This window comes from Streptomyces sp. CO7 (assembly GCF_053474865.1).
This window is the reverse complement of the sequence record NZ_JBRIOU010000001.1, coordinates 121,509-139,138: the sequence shown is the minus strand read 5'-3', so window position 1 is coordinate 139,138 and position 17,630 is coordinate 121,509. Positions and strand designations below refer to the sequence as shown.

Below are 17,630 nucleotides of genomic sequence, written 5' to 3'. Positions count from 1 at the left end.
CCTCGGGCCGGGGGGCGAGGTGGGGGTTTCCATGGGAGTGCGGCTCATGGTGGTGGACGACCACCGACTGCACGCGGAGGCGCTCGCCTCCGCCCTGAAGCTGCGCGGGCACCGGGTGCTGGCCGCGGCCGCGCCGGCGGCCGGAGCGGCCGAGCTGGTGATCGGCCGGGCGCCGGAGGTGTGCCTGCTGGGCACCGCGGAACCGGCCCGGCCCGGGGCCTTCGACCCGGTGGAGCGGATCCGGCGGGAGCGCCCGCAGGTGGCGGTGGTGGTGCTCGGCCCGGTGCCCAGCCCGCGCGGCATCGCGGCGGCCTTCGCGGCCGGGGCGTCGGGCTACGTCCGCCACGACGAGCGGATCGAGGGGGTCGAGCGGGCCATCGTGAAGGCACGGGCCGGTGAGGCGGCGATCTCCCCGGCCCTGCTGCAGGGCGCCTTCCACGAGCTGCTCCATCCGGTGGCGGAGCCCGACGACGAGGGACGGCGCCTGCTGTCCGCCCTCACCCCGCGCGAGACGGAGGTGCTGGTGCGGGTCGCCGAGGGGGAGGACACCCGGCTGATCGCGCAGGGCATGGGCATAGCGCCCAGTACCGCGCGCACCCACGTCCAGCGGGTGCTGATGAAGCTGGGCGTGGGCTCGCGGCTGGAGGCCGCCGCGCTCGCCGCCCGCACCGGGCTGCTGGACCGCTCGCCGTCCTGAGCAGGACGCGCGAGGGCCGGACCCCCGATGGGGAGCCCGGCCCTGGTGTGCGCGGTGGGTTCTCGGCCTCTCGCCGACCGCGTCGCTTCAGCGCTGGCCGAGAGGCTTCTCGTCCTCCATACCCGTCCGCGGCAACGGCGGCGCGGCCGGCCGCAGCTTGAGCCAGATCAGGAAGAACAGGCCCAGGGCCAGCATGGCCAGCCCGGTCCACAGGTTGATGTTGACGCCTTCCGCCTTGTCGAGGGCGCTGTCGGACGGCGCGATCCCGCACAGCGTGACGATGACGCCGTAGACGACGAACAGAAGGCCGATGATGCGGCGGACGTCGAAGAGCCGGGCCGCACTGGCGGACTTGCCCTCCAGTTCGGTGACCGACTGCTGGACGTCCTTCTCGGAAAACTCGGACATGGTCTCTCCATTCTCCCGCGTTCGTCGTCAGAACGAGAACGGGATGTAGCAGGCGGCCGCCAGGATGATCGCTCCCCAGCCCAGCAGGGCGGGCTTGCGGTACCAGGCGTCGTCGCCCTCGGCGGGCGGCTCGGACATGCCCGGCGACTTGGTGCCGTAGACCAGGCCCTGCAGCTCCTCCATCGGCTTGGGCTTGGTGAAGAGCGAGACCGCGACCATGACCACCGCGCCGGCCACGAAGCCGACGATCGCCGAGACGAAGTTCGCGCCCTGGTCGGAGGGGATGTCGATGACGCCCTGCTTGTAGACCACGAAGTAGTTGACCATCGCGGAGACCGTGCCGGCGAGCAGGCCCCAGAAGCCGGAGACCATCGATGCCCGCTTCCAGAACATACCGATGATGAACACCACGAACATCGGCACGTTGAAGAACGAGAACAGCGTCTGCAGGTAGGCCATGATGTTCGAGAAGGTCGAGGCGAGGAACGCCGTGCCCATCGAGGCCAGCACACCCAGGACGGTGATCAGCCGTCCGAACCGGAGGTAGTAGGTGTCCTCCTGGTTCCGCTTCACGTACTTCGCCCAGATGTCCGTGGTGAAGACGGTGTTGAAGGAGGAGACGTTGGCCGCCATGCCGGCCATGAACGCCGCCACCAGACCGGTGATCGCGATGCCGAGCACACCGTTGGGCAGCAGCTGGCCCATCAGGTAAGGGATCGCGTCGTTGTACTCCAGGCCGGAGGATGCCTGGCCGATCTTGGGGACCAGCACCGCGGCGACCAGGCCGGGGATCATCACCAGGAAGACGATGAAGATCTTCGGGTACGCGGCGATCAGCGGGGTGCGCTGGGCGGCGGAGAGGTTCCTGGCGGACAGCGCGCGCTGGACCTCGGCGAAGTTGGTCGTCCAGTAGCCGAAGGAGAGCACGAAGCCCAGGCCCAGGACGATGGTCAGCCAGTTCGCGCCCAGCGGGTTGTCGCTGCCGATGCCCGTGCCGCCCCAGGCGGTGACGAAGTCGCCGCCCTTCTGCGCGGTGAGCGAGTCGGTCAGGCCTCCCCAGCCGCCGACCCGCTTGAGGCCGAGGACCGTGATCGGGATGAGCGCCGCCAGGATCACGAAGAACTGCAGCACCTCGTTGTAGATCGCCGAGGACAGACCGCCGATGGTGATGTACGCGAGGACGAAGAAGCCCGCCACCACGATGGCCACCCACTCCGGCCAGCCCAGCAGCGCCTCGACCACGATCGCCAGCGAGTACAGGTTGACGCCGGCGATCAGGATGGCCGCGAAGGCGAACAGCACCGAGGACAGCAGGTGCGCCGACTTGTCGAAGCGCAGCAGCAGGAACTCGGGCACCGAGCGGACCTTGGAGCCGTAGTAGAACGGCATCATCACCAGGCCGAGGAAGACCATGGCCGGGATGGCGCCGATCCAGTACCAGTGCACCGTGTACACGCCGTACTGGGCACTGTTGGCGGCCATGCCGAGGACCTCGGTGGCGCCGAGGTTGGCGGAGATGAAGGCGAGACCCGTGACCCAGGCGGGCAGCGAGCGCCCGGACAGGAAGAAGTCGAGGCTCGTCTTGACCGACTTGCGCGCCAGGAAGCCGACGCCCAGCACGAAGAGGAAGTAGATGGCCAGCAGGCAGTAGTCCAGCCAGTTGGCGGGGAGTCGCAGCTCAGCTGCCAGAAGTGTGGGGGGCATAGGAACTCGCTTCGTCGCGCGTTACGGGGATCACGGCGGATGTTTTACCGGCGCTGTCGGAGATTGAACACTCCTGTTGTTTCTCGTCGCCTGATTGTGACATCAGTGATTGGGTTGCGTTCTCTTGTGGTCTGTTATGTTGACTTCTGTTCGAGGCATCGCGCATCCGGACGGGACATCCGAGGGAGCCGGGCGGTGCGGCGGGAAGGCGATCGACGGTGAGGAAGACTTCGACCCGGCTTGCCGACGGGCGCGAGCTCATCTACTACGACCTGCGGGACGGCGCGCCGCGCGACGCCGTCGACCGGCGGCCCCTGGACGCCACCGTGACCACCTCCGAGGTGCGCCACGACGACCTGCTCGGCGACGACATCGCGGTCGCCTCGCACCGCCAGGGCCGTACCTACCACCCGCCGGCCGACCAGTGCCCGCTGTGCCCCACCCGGGGCGAGCGGCTCAGCGAGATCCCGGACAGCAGCTACGACGTGGCCGTCTTCGAGAACCGGTTCCCGTCGCTGGCCGGCGACTCCGGCCGCTGCGAGGTCGTCTGCTTCACCGAGGACCACGACGCCTCGTTCGCGCAGCTGTCCGAGGAACAGGCCCGGCTGGTGCTGGACGCCTGGACGGACCGGACCGCCGAACTCTCGCATCTTCCCTCCGTCGTCCAGGTCTTCCCCTTCGAGAACCGGGGCCCCGAGATCGGGGTGACGCTCGGTCACCCCCATGGGCAGATCTACGCCTACCCCTTCGTCACCCCGCGTACCGCGCGGATGTTCCAGTCGCTGGCGGCCCGCCGGGCCGAGGCGGACACCGCCAATCTCTTCGACGAGATCGTCGCGCGCGAGTCGGCGGGGGAGCGACTGGTCCTCGCGGGTGAGCACTGGGTCGCCTTCGTCCCGTACGCCGCCCACTGGCCGTACGAGGTGCACCTCTACCCGCGCCGCCGGGTCCCCGACCTGACCGCGCTCGACGAGGACCAGCGCGCCGAGTTCCCCCGCGTCTACCTGGAGCTGCTGCGGCGCTTCGACCGGATCTTCGGCCCCGACGAACCGCCCACCCCGTACATCGCCGCCTGGCACCAGGCGCCGTTCACCGGATTGGACGCGTACGAAGGGGTGACGCGGGACGACTTCGCCCTCCACCTGGAGCTGTTCACCATCCGCCGGACCTCCGGCAAGCTGAAGTTCCTCGCGGGCTCGGAGTCGGGCATGGGAGTGTTCATCAACGACGTGCCGCCGGAGGCGGCCGCGGCGCGACTGCGGGAGGTGGCGAGCGCGTGAGCGAGGGCATGGGCGCGGGACCGGGCGAGGAGACGGGCCTGGGCGCGGGCCGGGGCACCGGCACCTACCTGGTGACCGGCGGGGCCGGCTACATCGGCGGCGTGGTCGCCCAGCACCTGCTGGAGGCCGGGCACCGGGTGGTCGTCCTGGACGACCTGTCCACCGGCGTGCGCGAAGGCGTCCCCGAGGGCGCCGAGTTCGTCGAGGGCGGGCTGCAGGAGGCCGGGCGGATCCTCGACCCCTCCTTCGACGCGGTCCTGCACTTCGCCGCCTCCTCCCAGGTCGGCGAGTCGGTGGTGAAGCCGGAGAAGTACTGGCGCAACAACGTCGGCGGCTCCATGGCCCTGCTGGGCGCGATGCGCGAGGCGGGCGTGCGCCGGCTGGTGTTCTCCTCCACCGCCGCCACCTACGGCGAGCCCGCCGAGGTCCCCATCCCGGAGAGCGCCCCCACCGCGCCCACCAACCCCTACGGCGCCAGCAAGCTGGCCGTCGACCACATGATCACCGGCGAGGCGAACGCCCACGGTCTCGCCGCGGTCAGCCTGCGCTACTTCAACGTGGCCGGCGCCTACGGCGACCACGGCGAGCGGCACGACCCCGAGTCGCACCTGATCCCGCTGGTCCTCCAGGTCGCCCTCGGCCGCCGGGACCACATCTCCGTCTACGGCGACGACTACCCGACCCCGGACGGCACCTGCGTGCGCGACTACATCCACGTCGCCGACCTCGCCGAGGCCCATCTGCTGGCCCTGAAGGCCGCCACGCCCGGCGAGCACCTGATCTGCAACCTGGGCAACGGCAACGGCTTCTCCGTCCGCCAGGTCATCGACACCGTCCGCCGGGTGACCGGCCATCCGATCCCCGAGGAGGTGGCCGCGCGCCGCGGCGGCGACCCCGCCGTGCTCGTCGCCTCCGCCGCCACCGCCCGCGACCGGCTCGGCTGGCGCCCGCGCCGGGCCGACCTCACCACCATCGTCTCCGACGCCTGGGCGTTCGCGCGCGCCCACGCGTGAGCCCTGCCGCCTGTCAGCTCCTGCCGCGCGGCCCCCGCACGCGCGGTCAGCCCCCTCCGCACGGAAGGCCCTTCCGCACATGAGCGAGTCGGTCCAGCACCCCGCCGACGTCACGGCCGCCGCCGAGGTCGTCGCCCGGCGGTTCACCGAGCTGTACGGCGCCGAGCCGGCCGGCGTCTGGGCGGCCCCCGGCCGGGTCAACCTGATCGGTGAGCACACCGACTACAACGGCGGCTTCGTCATGCCGTTCGCGCTGCCGCAGGTCGCCGTCGCCGCGGTGTCGCCCCGCGAGGACGGCCTGCTGCGGCTGTCCTCCGCGGACGTCCCCGGCGGGGTGGTGGAGCGCCGGGTGGACGAGCTGCTGCCCGGCTCAGACAAGCGCTGGACCGCCTACCCGGCGGGCGTCGTCTGGGCCATGCTCGAGGGCGGCCACGCGGTCACCGGCGCCGACGTCCACCTCGCCTCCACCGTGCCCAGCGGGGCAGGACTGTCCTCCTCCGCGGCGCTGGAGGTCGTCGTCGCCCTCGCCCTGGACGACCTCTTCGGCCTCGGTCTCGACCGGGCGCTGCTCGCCCGGATCTGCCAGCGCGCGGAGAACGAGTACGTGGGCGCGCCCACCGGCATCATGGACCAGACCGCCTCCGCCTGCTGCGAGGCCGGGCACGCGCTCTTCCTCGACACCCGCGACGGCACCCGGCGGCAGATCCCCTTCGACCTCGCCGCCGAGGGGATGCGGCTGCTGGTCGTCGACACCCAGGTCAAGCACGCGCACAGCGGCGGCGAGTACGGCAAGCGCCGGGCCGGCTGCGAGCGCGCCGCCGAACTCCTCGGCGTGCCCGTCCTGCGGGACATCCCGTACGAGGAGCTCGACGAGGCCCTGGCCCGGCTGGACGACGAGGAGCTCCGCCGCCTGGTGCGCCACGTCGTCACGGAGGACGAGCGCGTCGAGCGGGTCGTGCGGCTGCTGAACGACGGCGACACCCGGGGCATCGGCCCGGTCCTCACCGAGGGGCACGCCTCCCTGCGCGACGACTTCCGGGTCTCCGCGCCCGAGCTGGACGCGGTGGTCGACGCCGCGCTGGACGCGGGGGCGCTCGGGGCCCGGATGACCGGCGGCGGGTTCGGCGGCTCCGCCATCGTCCTGGTCGACGACGACAAGGCCGAGGCGGTCGTCACGGCGGTCGGGTCCGCCTTCGCCCGGGCCGGTCACAAGCCGCCCCGCGTCTTCCCGGCCGTGCCCTCCCGCGGGGCCCGGCGCATCCGCCCGGCGTAGCCGCCCGCCGCCCGGCCGCCGTCCGCCCGCCGCTTTGGGGGGCGGTCAGGCGATCCGGTGGCGGGCCGCGATGCCCGCGATGACGATCTCCAGGCCCTCCGAGAAGTGCCGGTCGTAGTCGGCGAAGATCTCCGCGCCGGCGGCGGCCGACAGCGGGAAGGCGGCCATCTTCCGGGCGCGTTCCTCGAGGTCGAGGCCCCCGGGCGGGTCGTTCGGCAGCGGCACCATGCCCTGCTCCTCGGCGACGAAGCCGAGGGTGTACAGGTACGTCGTGGTGATCGCGCGGACCGCCCGCGGCAGGGTGAAGCCGGCGGCGGTGAACAGCCGCAGGCTGTCCTCCATCTGCTCGGCGTGCTCGATGCCGGTGAAGCGTGAACCGGTGAACACCTTCGCGCCGTCGCGGTAGCGGCAGAGCGCCGCCCGCAGCCCGTGGTTGGACTTGCGCAGCCGCTCCTGCCAGCTGTCGGCGGGGTCGAGCTCCCCGTCGGCGACCATCCGGCGGTACATCTCGGTGGCCATCTCGTCGAGCAGCGCCTGCTTGTCCTTGAAGTGCCAGTACAGCGCGGGCGCCTTGACGCCCAACTCCCGCCCGATGGCGCTGAGGGTGAGGCCCTCCAGACCCACCTCGTTCAGCAGGTCCAGGGCGGCGTCCGCGACCCGTTTCCGGTCGAGGGGCGTGCGGCGGTTCGTGGTCACGCTTGACAGTTTAACGGCGTTAAGCGCATGGTGGTGCCCCACAGAACTTAACGACGTTAAGGAGCGGGGGCGTATGACTGCGCAGGTGGACGTACTGGTGGTGGGAGCGGGCCCGAGCGGGCTGACGCTCGGCGTGGACCTGGCCCGGCGCGGGGTGGAGGCCCTCGTCGTCGAGCGGGCCGACGGGCTGTTCCCCGGATCGCGCGGCAAGGGGATGCAGCCGCGGACGATGGAGGTCTTCGACGACCTCGGGGTCCTCGGCGCGATCCGCGCGGCCGGGGGCGGCTACCCGGTCGGGATGCTGTGGCGGGACGGGCGACGGCTCGGCGAGCACCGGATGTTCGACCCGGTGGAGCCCACCGAGGAGGCGCCGTACGACGAGCCGTGGATGGTGCCGCAGTGGCGCACCCAGGAGATCCTGCGGGCGCGGCTGGAGGAGCTGGGCGGGCGGATCGCCTTCGGCCGGGAGGCGGCCGGCCTCACCCAGGACGCGGACGGGGTCACCGTGCGGTTCGCCGACGGCTCCGGCCTGCGGGCCCGGTACGTGGTCGCCGCCGACGGGGGCCGCTCGGCGGTCCGCCGGGCGCTGGGCATCGGCATGACCGGCGAGACGCTCGACGCGAACCCCACCCTGGTGGCCGACGTCCGCCTCACCGGCCTGGACCGCGACAACTGGCACATGTTCCCGCCGTCCGGCGGGGGCGAGGACTTCGTGGCGCTCTGCCCGCTCGCCGGCACCGACGACTTCCAGCTGGTGGCCCGCTTCCCCGAGGGCGCCACCGTCGACCCGTCCCTGGAAGGCGTCCGCGCGCTCGTCGCGGCCCGCACCCACCTCACCGCCGAGGACGTCACCGAGGTGCGCTGGGCCTCGGACTTCCGCCCGCGCACCGCGCTCGCCGACCGCTTCCGCGCCGGCCGCGTGTTCCTCGCCGGCGACGCGGCGCACCTGCACTCCCCGGCCGGCGGCCAGGGCCTCAACACCAGCGTGCAGGACGCCTACAACCTCGGCTGGAAGCTCGACGCGGTCCTGCGGGGCGCCGCGCCCGCCTCCCTCCTGGACACCTACGAGGAGGAACGCCGCCCGGTCGCCGCCGACATGCTCGGCCTGTCCACCAGCATCCACCGGGGCGAGACCCGCCGCGGCGACGCCACCCGCCAGCTCTCCCTCGGCTACCGGACCTCCTCCCTCACCGAGGAGACCCGGCAGGCTCCCGGCCCGCTGCGGGCCGGCGACCGGGCCCCGGACGGGAAGCTGGGGGCCACCCGCCTCTTCGACGCCTTCCGCGGCCCGCACTGGACCCTGCTCACCGTGGACGCGGCCACGCCCCTCCCGGCGTACGGCGAGGGCGTCTTCCTCGTCCGCCCCGACGGCTACGTCGGCTGGGCCGGCGACACCACCGAGGGCATGGACGCGTACACGAGGCGGGCGGGGGCCCGCCAGGTCGTGCGGGCCGGCGTGTGAAACTCTGACCCGGTGCTTCTCGAGGACTCCGCGACCCGCGTCGAACTCCGCCCGGTGGGCCACCAGTTCGCCGTGGCCGTCGGCGACCCGTGGGACGACAACTGGCTGAACGTCGACGGCAGGGTGACGACCCCGGAGGGCGACTTCTCCTTCCGGGACCCCTGCCTGACCACCGGCGAGGCGGGCGAGATCGCCGGCTGGCTGCGCAGGGTGGCCGCGGGGGTGGTGCCGGTGACCGGACCCGGCGAGGAGGGCGAACCGTGGCCCGACCTGTGGTTCACCGAACCGCTCCTGGGCTTCGGCCTCGCCGGCCGGAACGGGGACGGGACGCTGACGGTGCGCGTCCACCTCTCCGCGGAGGCGACGCCCCCGTGGCGGCGGGACGAGTACACCGGCGAGGTCCTCGGCGACATCTACGGGTACGCCCTCGACCTGCGGACGGACGCCGCCGCCCTGCTGCGAGCGGCCGACGCCTGGGAGCGCGCACTCACCGCCTTCCCGTCCCGCTGAACGCGGCGGCGCCCCCTCCCCCGCAGTCGCGGGGGAGGGGGCGCCGTGGTGTCCGCGGGGCGGGTCAGCCGGTGTTGCGCAGGCCCGCGGCCACACCGTTGACGGTCAGCAGCAGCGCCCGCGACAGCAGCGGGTCGACCTCCTGGCCGGCCGCCGCCTCGTCGCGCTGCCGCTTGAGCAGCGTCACCTGGAGGTAGGAGATCGGGTCCAGGTAGGCGTCGCGGATCGCGAAGGTCTGCTTCAGCACCGGGTTCGCGTCCAGCAGCTCCGTCTCACCGGTGACCTTCAGGACCTCCGCGACCGTGAGCTCGTGCTCCGCCTTGATCGCGTCGAAGACGTGCTTCAGCTCGTCGGGCACCAGGTTGTCGACGTACAGCGACGCGATCCGCAGGTCCGTCTTCGCCAGCGTCATCTCGACGTTGGAGATGAAGTTCCGGAAGAAGTGCCACTCCTGGTGCATCTCCGCCAGCACCGGGTCCAGCCCCGCCTCACGCAGCGCCTTCAGGCCGGAGCCCACGCCGAACCAGCCCGGCACGATCTGCCGGGACTGCGTCCACCCGAACACCCACGGGATCGCCCGCAGCGAGTCCAGGCCGCCGCCCGCGTCCGGCCGGCGCGAGGGCCGCGAGCCCAGGTGCAGGTCGGCCAGCTGGTCCACCGGGGTGGAGGCGAAGAAGTACGCCGGCAGGTCCGGGTCCTCCACCAGCTCGCGGTAGGCCACGTGGGCGGCGTCGGAGACGACCTCCATCGCCGCGTCCCAGCGGGCCAGCGCCTCCACCGACTGCCGCGGCGCGGTGTGCAGCGCCGAGGCCTGCAGCGTCGCCGCCACCGTCAGCTCGAGGTTCTCCCGGGCCAGCGACGGCACCAGGTACTTGTCGGAGATGACCTCGCCCTGCTCGGTCACCTTGATCTCGCCCTCCAGCGTGCCCCACGGCTGCGCCAGCACCGCGTCGTGCGACGGGCCGCCGCCCCGGCCGACCGTGCCGCCCCGGCCGTGGAACAGCCGCAGCCGCACCCCGTGCCGGTGCGCCACGTCACGCAGCCGCCGCTGGGCACGGTGGATCTCCCACTGGCTGGTGGTGATGCCGCCGAACTTCGAGGAGTCCGAGTAGCCGAGCATGACCTCCTGCACGTCGCCCCGCAGCGCCACCAGACGCCGGTAGGACGGGTCGGAGAGCATGTCGTCGAGGATGGTGTCCGCGGCCTTGAGCTCGTCCGTGGTCTCCAGCAGCGGCACGATGCCGATCTTCGCCCAGCCGGCGTGCAGGTCGAGGAGTCCCGCCTCACGGGCCAGCACCGCAGCCGCGAAGACGTCGTCCGCGCCCTGGCACATCGAGATGATGTACGACTCGATGACCTCGGGCCCGAAGACGTCGAGCGCGCGCTTGATCGTGTCGAAGGTGCCCAGCGTCTTCGCGCCCGCCTTGTCCAGCGGGGCCGGGCTCGGCGCCAGCGGGCGGCGCGAACGCAGCTCCTTGGCCAGCAGCCGCGTCCGGTAGTCCCGCGGCATGTCCGCGTACCGCCAGGACTCCTCGCCCAGCCGGTCGAAGAGCTGACCCAGCGCGTGGTGATGGGCGTCGGCGTGCTCCCGCACGTCCATGGTGGCCAGCTGCAGACCGAACGCCGACAGCGTGCGGATCGTGCGGTCCATCCGGCCGTCCGCGAACAGCCCGGCCCGGTGCTCGCGCAGCGACGTCTGGATCAGCACCAGGTCCGCCAGCAGCTGCGCGGTGCCGAGGTAGTCACGGCCCGGCCGGTGCGCCGTGCCCTTCGCCAGCCGCTCCTTGGTGTTGAGCAGCTTCTGCCGGATGCAGGTCGCCTTCAGCCGGTAGGGCTCCTCGGCGTTCAGCCGCTTGTAACGCGGGCTGATCTCGTGCAGGACCTCCAGGTCCTGCCGCAGCGACTCCAGCAGCTCCTCGGTGGCGCCGGTGTAGCGGATCGAGTTGGAGAGGAACCCGCGGAGCTCGTCGATCATCTCCAGCGCGTCGTTGATGCCGTGCTCGTGCTGCAGGATCAGCACGTCCCACGTCACCTGCGGGGTGACGTTCGGGTTGCCGTCCCGGTCACCGCCGATCCACGTGCCGAAGGTCAGCGGCCGCGTCTCGTCCGGCAGCTCGACCCCGATCCGCTCCAGCTCGGCGGTCAGGTCCTCCAGCACGTCGCCGACCGCGCCGGCGTGCAGCTCGTCCAGGTAGTAGATCGCGTTGCGGGCCTCGTCGGCCGGCTCCGGACGCACCACCCGCAGCTCGTCCGTCTGCCACACCAGGTCGATGTTCTCGGCCAGCCGGGTGTCGTGACGACGGCGGTCCGCCTCGATCACCGGCGTCTCCAGCAGGTGCGCGATGCGCCGCAGCTTGTTCAGCACGGAGCGGCGCGCGGCCTCCGTCGGGTGCGCCGTGAACACCGGGCGGATGTTGAGGTTGCGCACGGTCTCCCGCAGGTGCGCGGGGTCCGCGTCCTTCAGCCGGTCCGCCGTACGGGCCAACTGGCTGCCTTCCGCCGCGCGGCGCGCCCTCAGTTCGCGCCCCCGGTGCACCTGCTCGGTGACGTTCGCGAGGTGAAAGTAGGTGGAGAAGGCACGGACCAGCTTGGCGGCCGTCTCCAGCTCGGTGCCCCGGAGCAGCTCGGCCGCGGCCTCGCCGTCCTCCCGGGTCAGTCTGCGGACCTTCTCCACGAGCTCCAGCAGCTCAGGACCTTCCTGCCGGACCAGGGTCTGACCCAGAAGGTCACCCAGACGGCGGATGTCGCTCCGCAGTTCGCTGCTCGTGGTGGTGGTCCGGTCGTCGACACTGCTCACAGGTGCGGCTCCTTGCAACGGTGAAGCTCTGTCTGGCAGGGCACCCGGACGCACCACCCGTGCGGCCGTTCACGGCTTTCGGGCTCGGTTCGTCCGGGAAGAGACTGAATAGAGGAGCGGACCGCGCTGTCCGACCGGGTCTAAGGATAGGCAGCCACCGGCACACGCGGGCGAACGGCTCTTGCTGTGAGACACGGCGCTGCCATACTTACGATGCCGTAGGTTACGGAACCGTAGGAAGTGGGACACCCGCGGAACTCCGTCACCCCGCCCCTTGCCTGCCTTTCTCCACCACTCGAGGGATGCCGATGACGACCAGCTCCGAAGTGCTCGACGAAGACTCGCGGGACGTGGACACCGCCGGAAAGCCTCTGCCCAGCGCCACCCTCGGTGGCGAGCAGAAGCGCTCGATCGAACAGATCGCCCTGCTCCTCTTCATCATCGTGCCGTTCGCGGCCCTGGTGGCGGCCGTGCCGCTGGCCTGGGGCTGGGGGGTGAGCTGGCTCGACCTGGGCCTGATGGTCTTCTTCTACTACTGGGGCTGCCACGGTGTGACCATCGGGTACCACCGCCACTTCACGCACAGCTCCTTCAAGGCCAAGCGCCCGCTGAAGATCTTCCTCGCGATCATGGGGTCCATGGCCGTCGAGGGCCCGCTGGTCCGCTGGGTGGCCGACCACCGCCGCCACCACAGGTTCTCCGACGCCGAGGGCGACCCGCACTCGCCGTGGCGCTACGGCGAGAGCGTCCCCGCCCTGATCAAGGGCCTCTGGTGGGCCCACATCGGCTGGATGTTCGACGAGGAGCGCACCCCGCAGGACAAGTACGCGCCCGACCTGATCAAGGACCCGGCGCTGCGCGCCATCTCCCGCCAGTTCATCGGCTGGACCATCCTGTCCCTGGCCATCCCGCCGATCGTCGGCGGCCTGGTCACCATGTCCTGGTGGGGCGCCTTCACCGCGTTCTTCTGGGGCTCCCTCGTCCGGGTCGCCCTGCTGCACCACGTGACCTGGTCCATCAACTCCATCTGCCACGCCACCGGCAAGCGCCCCTTCAAGTCCCGCGACCGCTCCGGCAACGTGTGGTGGCTGGCCGTCCTGTCCTGCGGCGAGTCCTGGCACAACCTGCACCACGCCGACCCGACCTCCGCCCGCCACGGCGTGTTCAAGGGCCAGATCGACTCCTCGGCACGGTTCATCCGCTGGTTCGAGCAGCTCGGCTGGGCCTACGACGTCCGCTGGCCCTCCGAGGAGCGGCTTGCCGCGCGGCGTGATCCGGACGCCCGCCGGTCCCGCCGGGAGCGCGCCACGGCCGACGCGGCATGATTGACATGTGGTGACCGACTCCAGCAGCTCCAGCGACGACGACCGGACCCGCGACGAGACGCGCGACGGCAAACCGCCCAGGCGCACGCGCCGCACCCGGATGACGGGCGCGGAGCGACGCCAGCAGCTGCTGGAGATCGGACGCACCCTCTTCGCCGCGAAGGGCTTCGAGGGGACCTCCGTGGAGGAGATCGCGGCCAAGGCCGGGGTCTCCAAGCCGGTGGTCTACGAGCACTTCGGCGGCAAGGAAGGGCTCTACGCGGTGGTCGTCGACCGTGAGATGCGGCGGCTGCTCGACATGGTGACCAGCTCGCTGACGGCCGGTCACCCGCGGGAGCTGTGCGAGCAGGCGGCGTTCGCCCTCCTCGACTACATCGAGGAGTACACCGACGGCTTCCGCATCCTGGTGCGGGACTCCCCGATCCCGCAGTCCACCGGGACCTTCGCCTCGCTGATCTCCGACATCGCCACGCAGGTCGAGGACATCCTCGGGCGCGAGTTCAAGAGCCGGGGCTTCGACCCGAAGCTGGCGCCGCTGTACGCGCAGGCGCTGGTGGGCATGGTCGCCCTCACCGGGCAGTGGTGGCTCGACGTCCGCCGCCCCAAGAAGGCCGAGGTCGCCGCGCACCTCGTCAACCTCGCCTGGCACGGCCTCGACGGCCTCGAGCAGAAACCCAAACTCATCGGCCACCGCAAGTCCTGACCAGGACCCTTGCGCGTGGCTGTGATCAGCACGTCCGCGGACGTCCTACGCGACCATGACCACGTACTTGCCCTGGACGCCGCCCGCCTCCAGCGCCCGGTGTGCCGCTGCTGTCTCCTCCAGGGGGAAGACCGTGTCCACCGCAGGGCTCAGCTTCCCCTCGGCCACATGGCGGGCGAGGTCGTCGAAGTCCGCCCGCGTGGGGTTGCCGCTGAAGAAGCGCACCCGGCCGCGTCCGTGGACCGTGCTGGCCGCGAGGTAGCCGAGCGACGCGGCGGGCCGCTTCAGGTCGAAGGCGATGGCGACCATGCGCCCTCCCGGATTCAGCAGGCGCCGGAAGGCCCGCAGGTCGGTCCCCGCGGTGTCCAGGACCACGTCGAAGCGGCCCAGATCGGCCGGCCGCACGGCCCGGTGGTCCACGGCCTCGTGCGCGCCGAGCCCGCGGACGAAGTCGAGGTTGGCTGCGCGGGCCAGGGCCGTGACCTCGGCGCCGTACGCCCGTCCGAGCTGGACGGCGGCGTTGCCGACACCGCCCGCCGCGCCCCGGACGAGGAGTCGTTCGCCGGGGCGCAGCCCGGCTTTGTCCCGCAGCGCGGTGACGGCCGTGGTGGCCACCGGCAGCGCGGCGGCGTCCACCAGGTCAAGGTCGTCGGGGAGCCGGCCGACCCGCTCGGCGGGCACGGTCACGTACTCGGCGGCGCTGCCGAACCCGGAGGTGCGGCCCAGCACCCCCCATACGCGGTCACCGGCTGCGAACCCTGTGACTCCGGCCCCCACTGCGGCGACCTCGCCGGTGAAGTCCAAGCCGACGCGCTGGGGGAACGTCCGGCCGGTGAGGAGCCGGAGGCGGCCGGCACGGGCTGCCAGTTCGCCGCCGTTGACGCTGAACGCGCGCACCTTCACCAGGACCTCGCCGGCGGCCGGCTCGGGGCGTGGCACGCGGCCCGTGTAGAGGACATCGGGGCCGCCGTAGCGGTCGTAGAGCACTGCCTTCATCATGCGGTCGTTCATCGTCTGCCTTTGCCGCCGGGGGCCGTACGGGGTCTGGCATCGACCGTAAGCTCTTAAGCGGACGCAATCGTCCGTTTGGGCCGGAAGTGAGAAACAGTCATGGCGGAATCCTCTCGGATCACAGCCCGGGACGGGGTGCGGGCGGACGCCCGGCGCAACCGTGAGCGCGTCCTGGTCGCGGCCCGTGCGGTCTTCGCGGAGCACGGGATCGACGCCCCGATGGCGACCGTGGCCCGACGGGCCGGGGTCGGCGTCGCGACGCTGTACCGGCATTTCCCGACCCGGGACGCCCTGGTGCGGGGCGCGTTCGCGCAGCAGATGGAGACGTGCGCGCGGGCGCTCACCGAGGCTCTGGACGCCCCTGACCCGTGGCAGGGCTTCCAGCAGCTGGTCGAGACGGTCTGCGCTCTGCAACGGGAGGAACGCGGGTTCCCCGCCGCGTTCGTCGCGGCCTTCCCGGACAGCACGTCGGAACACGCGCAGTCCCGGCAACGAGCCGAACGGGACTTCACGACCCTGGTACGCAGGGCCCAGGCGTCGGGCGCGCTGCGGGCCGACTTCCACCCCTCCGACCTCGCCGTGGTCCTGCTGGCGCACGGCGCTCTGGTGACCGCCCTACCGGATGACGGTGCGGCGTCCCGGCGCCTGGTGGCCTATCTGCTCCAGTCGTTCCGCACCGACACGGCCAACACACCGCTGCCCCCACCGGCTGCGCTGGCACTGCGCAGCCTCCCGATGACGACCGACGGTCCCCAGGGGCGGCCGCCCCCCGGAACATGACAGGAAACGGGTCCTGCCGCAGGGCACGTCCAGCTCCCGACTCCACTTTCGCAACAGGCCCTAGATGATCTATTCCAAGGGGTCGGTGGTCACTGCGAAGCGCGGGCCGCCTCCACTGCCTCCCGGACGTCCGAGTGCGGGTCGTCAGCGAGGTCGTCCAGCAGTGCGATGACCCCAGGGGTGGACCAGCGGGCGACCGCCCACACCAGTTCTTCCCGCACCCCGGGGTCGGGGTGGGTGGCCAGGCGGCCCAACTGGGCGAGCGGGCCCCGCCGACGCATTCCGAACCAATGCAGTGCCTCCCGCAGCGCGGCTGGGTCCCCAGGGTCACCGGCTGCGGCGACCCTGGCGAGCAGCACTCTGACGGGTGGAGGCGGGCCATCCAGCGGATGCGGCAACCGCTCACGCAGGCGCCGCGCCCCGTACCCGCCGCGCACCCGGCACCCGAAACAGGTGCAGGGGCGCGCACCGTGCGCGTCCGGCAGGTACCGCCAGCCCACCACCTGCGGCGCGGTGCGGACCCGGTGCACTTCACGCGGCTGGATCGCCCGGGGTACGAACACCTCCCACCCGCGCGGATCCTCCAGTGCCGCGATCCGCCGCACGGCCTCTGACGCAGGAACGGTGGCCTGGGCGTCCTGCGCCCGGTCGGTATAGCGTCCGACGAGCACGTGCTGGGCGTCGTCCAGCCGCACGTGGATGGCCACAAGCCCGCCCCGGCTGCCGAAACGGGCCAGCTCGCGCAGCCATTGGTGGGTGAGGGTGTACGACGGCAGCACCGGGAAGCAGTAGACCCCGCGTGCCCTGCCCTGTCCGTGGCTGGCCGCCTGGATCCCGGACCGTCGGATGCGCGGAGCGTTCGCCGCTGAGGTCAAGTGCACGAACATCGCCATGACATGGGATGCTAGGTGATCGATTCCACGGCATCGGCTGCGCGCACGGGACGAGGGCGTCCAACGTCAGTGTGTGAACACAGAGTTGGACACCCGCGCGACCGCACTCCATGTGAAGACCGACGACCTTCCGAAGGCGTCTCCGCATCTCGCGCCATGGCGGCCGACCGTGGGATTCACCCCGCGGCTCACCGACGCCGAGCTGGTGACACTGGCGATGATGCAGGCCATGCTCGGCTTCACCTCCGAGGCCAGATGGCTCCGCCATGCCCGTTCCCACCTGCGACACCTCTTCCCGTACCTGCCCAAGCAGCCCGGCTACAACAAGGGCCGACGAGCGCGCGACCCTGCTGGACCTGCGTGCAGCCGAACCGGGACTCCTCGCCGCCCACCCTGCCCAGACGCCGATCGGCGACAAGAACTACTTTGGCCAGGGTTTCGAGGACGAGCTGGCCGAACAGGACATCCGGTTGCTGCGGCCCGCCCGCAAAGGCGAGCCGCAGCGGTCCGGGGCTCCCTTTTCCAAGCCATTGCGGCAGGTCATCGAGTCGGTGGACGAGACCTTCAAGGGACAGCTCGATCTCGAACAGCGCCGAGGGTGCACGCCCGCTGGAGTCGTCGCCCGGTCACGCAGCGAATCCTCGCGTTGACCGCAGCGATCTGGCACAACGACCACACCGGACAGCCCGTCTTACGCTCACTGGCCGCCTATGACCACTGACCAACCACTTGGAATTGATCATCTAGGCCGGGGCCACCGCCACGCAGAACAGGCGGCGGAAGGGCAGGACCGTGCCGTACGGGCGGCGCGGGTAGGCCTCACGCAGGCGCGCCCCGTACTCCGCGAGGAACGCGTCCCGCGCCTCGAGGTCGCCGGACAGCGCCGCCAGCACCGGCCGCAGCCCCGTGCCCGACACCCAGTCCAGCACCGCGTCCTCACCGGGCAGCACGTGCAGGTACGTCGTCTCCCAGACGTCCACCGCGAACCCCCGCCGCGCGAAGAGGTCCAGGTAGACGGCGGGGGTTCGCGGTGGACGTCTGGGAGACGACGTACCTGCACGTGCTGCCCGGTGAGGAC

General features: G+C 71.8%; 15 protein-coding genes and 2 pseudogenes. 10 read left to right on the top strand and 7 right to left on the bottom strand.

All coding sequences use genetic code 11. The features are described from left to right. Positions 1-31 precede the first annotated feature (31 nt). Positions 32-697 carry a helix-turn-helix transcriptional regulator gene (locus ACOV8S_RS00645; protein ID WP_448315653.1) on the top strand — a complete coding sequence of 222 codons (666 nt, stop codon included), beginning with the start codon at positions 32-34 and terminating at the stop codon, positions 695-697. A gap of 87 nt (positions 698-784) precedes the next feature. On the opposite strand, the gene ACOV8S_RS00640 is transcribed toward ACOV8S_RS00645, so the two are convergent. Together ACOV8S_RS00640 and ACOV8S_RS00635 are read right to left on the bottom strand one after the other, a co-directional pair. Beyond that, complete coding sequence (locus tag ACOV8S_RS00640; protein ID WP_448315262.1) at positions 785-1,105, bottom strand: hypothetical protein; 321 nt, start codon at positions 1,103-1,105, stop codon at positions 785-787. A gap of 27 nt (positions 1,106-1,132) precedes the next feature. Continuing rightward, a complete protein-coding gene (locus ACOV8S_RS00635; protein ID WP_448315260.1) occupies positions 1,133-2,809 on the bottom strand; it encodes a sodium:solute symporter family protein in 1,677 nt (558 codons plus the stop codon). A gap of 218 nt (positions 2,810-3,027) precedes the next feature. On the opposite strand from ACOV8S_RS00635, the gene galT reads away from it, so the two are divergent. The 3 genes from galT (at position 3,028) to galK (ending at position 6,375) form a co-directional block, all read left to right on the top strand. Beyond that, positions 3,028-4,089, top strand: a complete 1,062-nt coding sequence (gene galT, locus ACOV8S_RS00630; RefSeq protein ID WP_448315259.1) for a galactose-1-phosphate uridylyltransferase — start codon at positions 3,028-3,030, stop codon at positions 4,087-4,089. A gap of 8 nt (positions 4,090-4,097) precedes the next feature. Continuing rightward, entirely contained in the window at positions 4,098-5,102 is a 1,005-nt protein-coding gene (galE, locus tag ACOV8S_RS00625; protein ID WP_448315651.1) for a UDP-glucose 4-epimerase GalE, read from the top strand. A gap of 79 nt (positions 5,103-5,181) precedes the next feature. Beyond that, positions 5,182-6,375, top strand: coding sequence for a galactokinase (galK, locus tag ACOV8S_RS00620; RefSeq protein WP_448315257.1), 1,194 nt, complete (start codon positions 5,182-5,184; stop codon positions 6,373-6,375). 45 nt (positions 6,376-6,420) lie between these two features. Here galK and ACOV8S_RS00615 read toward each other — a convergent pair whose 3' ends face one another. Next, positions 6,421-7,071, bottom strand: a complete 651-nt coding sequence (locus ACOV8S_RS00615) for a TetR/AcrR family transcriptional regulator C-terminal domain-containing protein (protein ID WP_448315256.1) — start codon at positions 7,069-7,071, stop codon at positions 6,421-6,423. Positions 7,072-7,144: 73 nt separating this feature from the next. Between ACOV8S_RS00615 and ACOV8S_RS00610 the strand changes: the two genes are divergently transcribed. Further along, entirely contained in the window at positions 7,145-8,533 is a 1,389-nt protein-coding gene (locus ACOV8S_RS00610) for an FAD-dependent oxidoreductase (RefSeq protein ID WP_448315255.1), read from the top strand. A gap of 12 nt (positions 8,534-8,545) precedes the next feature. Further along, complete coding sequence (locus ACOV8S_RS00605; RefSeq protein WP_448315253.1) at positions 8,546-9,043, top strand: WapI family immunity protein; 498 nt, start codon at positions 8,546-8,548, stop codon at positions 9,041-9,043. A 64-nt stretch (positions 9,044-9,107) separates the two neighbouring features. Here the strand turns inward: ACOV8S_RS00605 and ppc are convergent, their stop codons facing one another. After that, entirely contained in the window at positions 9,108-11,840 is a 2,733-nt protein-coding gene (gene ppc, locus ACOV8S_RS00600) for a phosphoenolpyruvate carboxylase (RefSeq protein WP_448315251.1), read from the bottom strand. A gap of 308 nt (positions 11,841-12,148) precedes the next feature. On the opposite strand from ppc, the gene ACOV8S_RS00595 reads away from it, so the two are divergent. After that, a complete protein-coding gene (locus tag ACOV8S_RS00595) occupies positions 12,149-13,165 on the top strand; it encodes an acyl-CoA desaturase (RefSeq protein WP_448315250.1) in 1,017 nt (338 codons plus the stop codon). A gap of 7 nt (positions 13,166-13,172) precedes the next feature. Next, entirely contained in the window at positions 13,173-13,868 is a 696-nt protein-coding gene (locus ACOV8S_RS00590; protein ID WP_448315248.1) for a TetR family transcriptional regulator, read from the top strand. A 45-nt stretch (positions 13,869-13,913) separates the two neighbouring features. Here ACOV8S_RS00590 and ACOV8S_RS00585 read toward each other — a convergent pair whose 3' ends face one another. Next, a complete protein-coding gene (locus ACOV8S_RS00585; RefSeq protein WP_448315246.1) occupies positions 13,914-14,879 on the bottom strand; it encodes an NAD(P)-dependent alcohol dehydrogenase in 966 nt (321 codons plus the stop codon). 99 nt (positions 14,880-14,978) lie between these two features. On the opposite strand from ACOV8S_RS00585, the gene ACOV8S_RS00580 reads away from it, so the two are divergent. After that, the gene (locus ACOV8S_RS00580) at positions 14,979-15,659 is read left to right on the top strand and encodes a TetR/AcrR family transcriptional regulator (RefSeq protein ID WP_448315245.1); all 681 of its coding nucleotides are present in this window, start codon (positions 14,979-14,981) and stop codon (positions 15,657-15,659) included. Positions 15,660-15,748: 89 nt separating this feature from the next. Here the strand turns inward: ACOV8S_RS00580 and ACOV8S_RS00575 are convergent, their stop codons facing one another. Next, on the bottom strand, positions 15,749-16,552 hold the full coding sequence (locus ACOV8S_RS00575; protein ID WP_448315243.1) for a HEAT repeat domain-containing protein: 804 nt from the start codon (positions 16,550-16,552) through the stop codon (positions 15,749-15,751). A 73-nt stretch (positions 16,553-16,625) separates the two neighbouring features. Here ACOV8S_RS00575 and ACOV8S_RS00570 point away from each other — a divergent pair. Further along, positions 16,626-17,273: pseudogene (locus ACOV8S_RS00570) on the top strand (hypothetical protein). Between the two features lie 22 nt (positions 17,274-17,295). Here ACOV8S_RS00570 and ACOV8S_RS00565 read toward each other — a convergent pair. Next, a pseudogene (locus tag ACOV8S_RS00565) lies at positions 17,296-17,630 on the bottom strand (hypothetical protein); the annotation flags it as partial.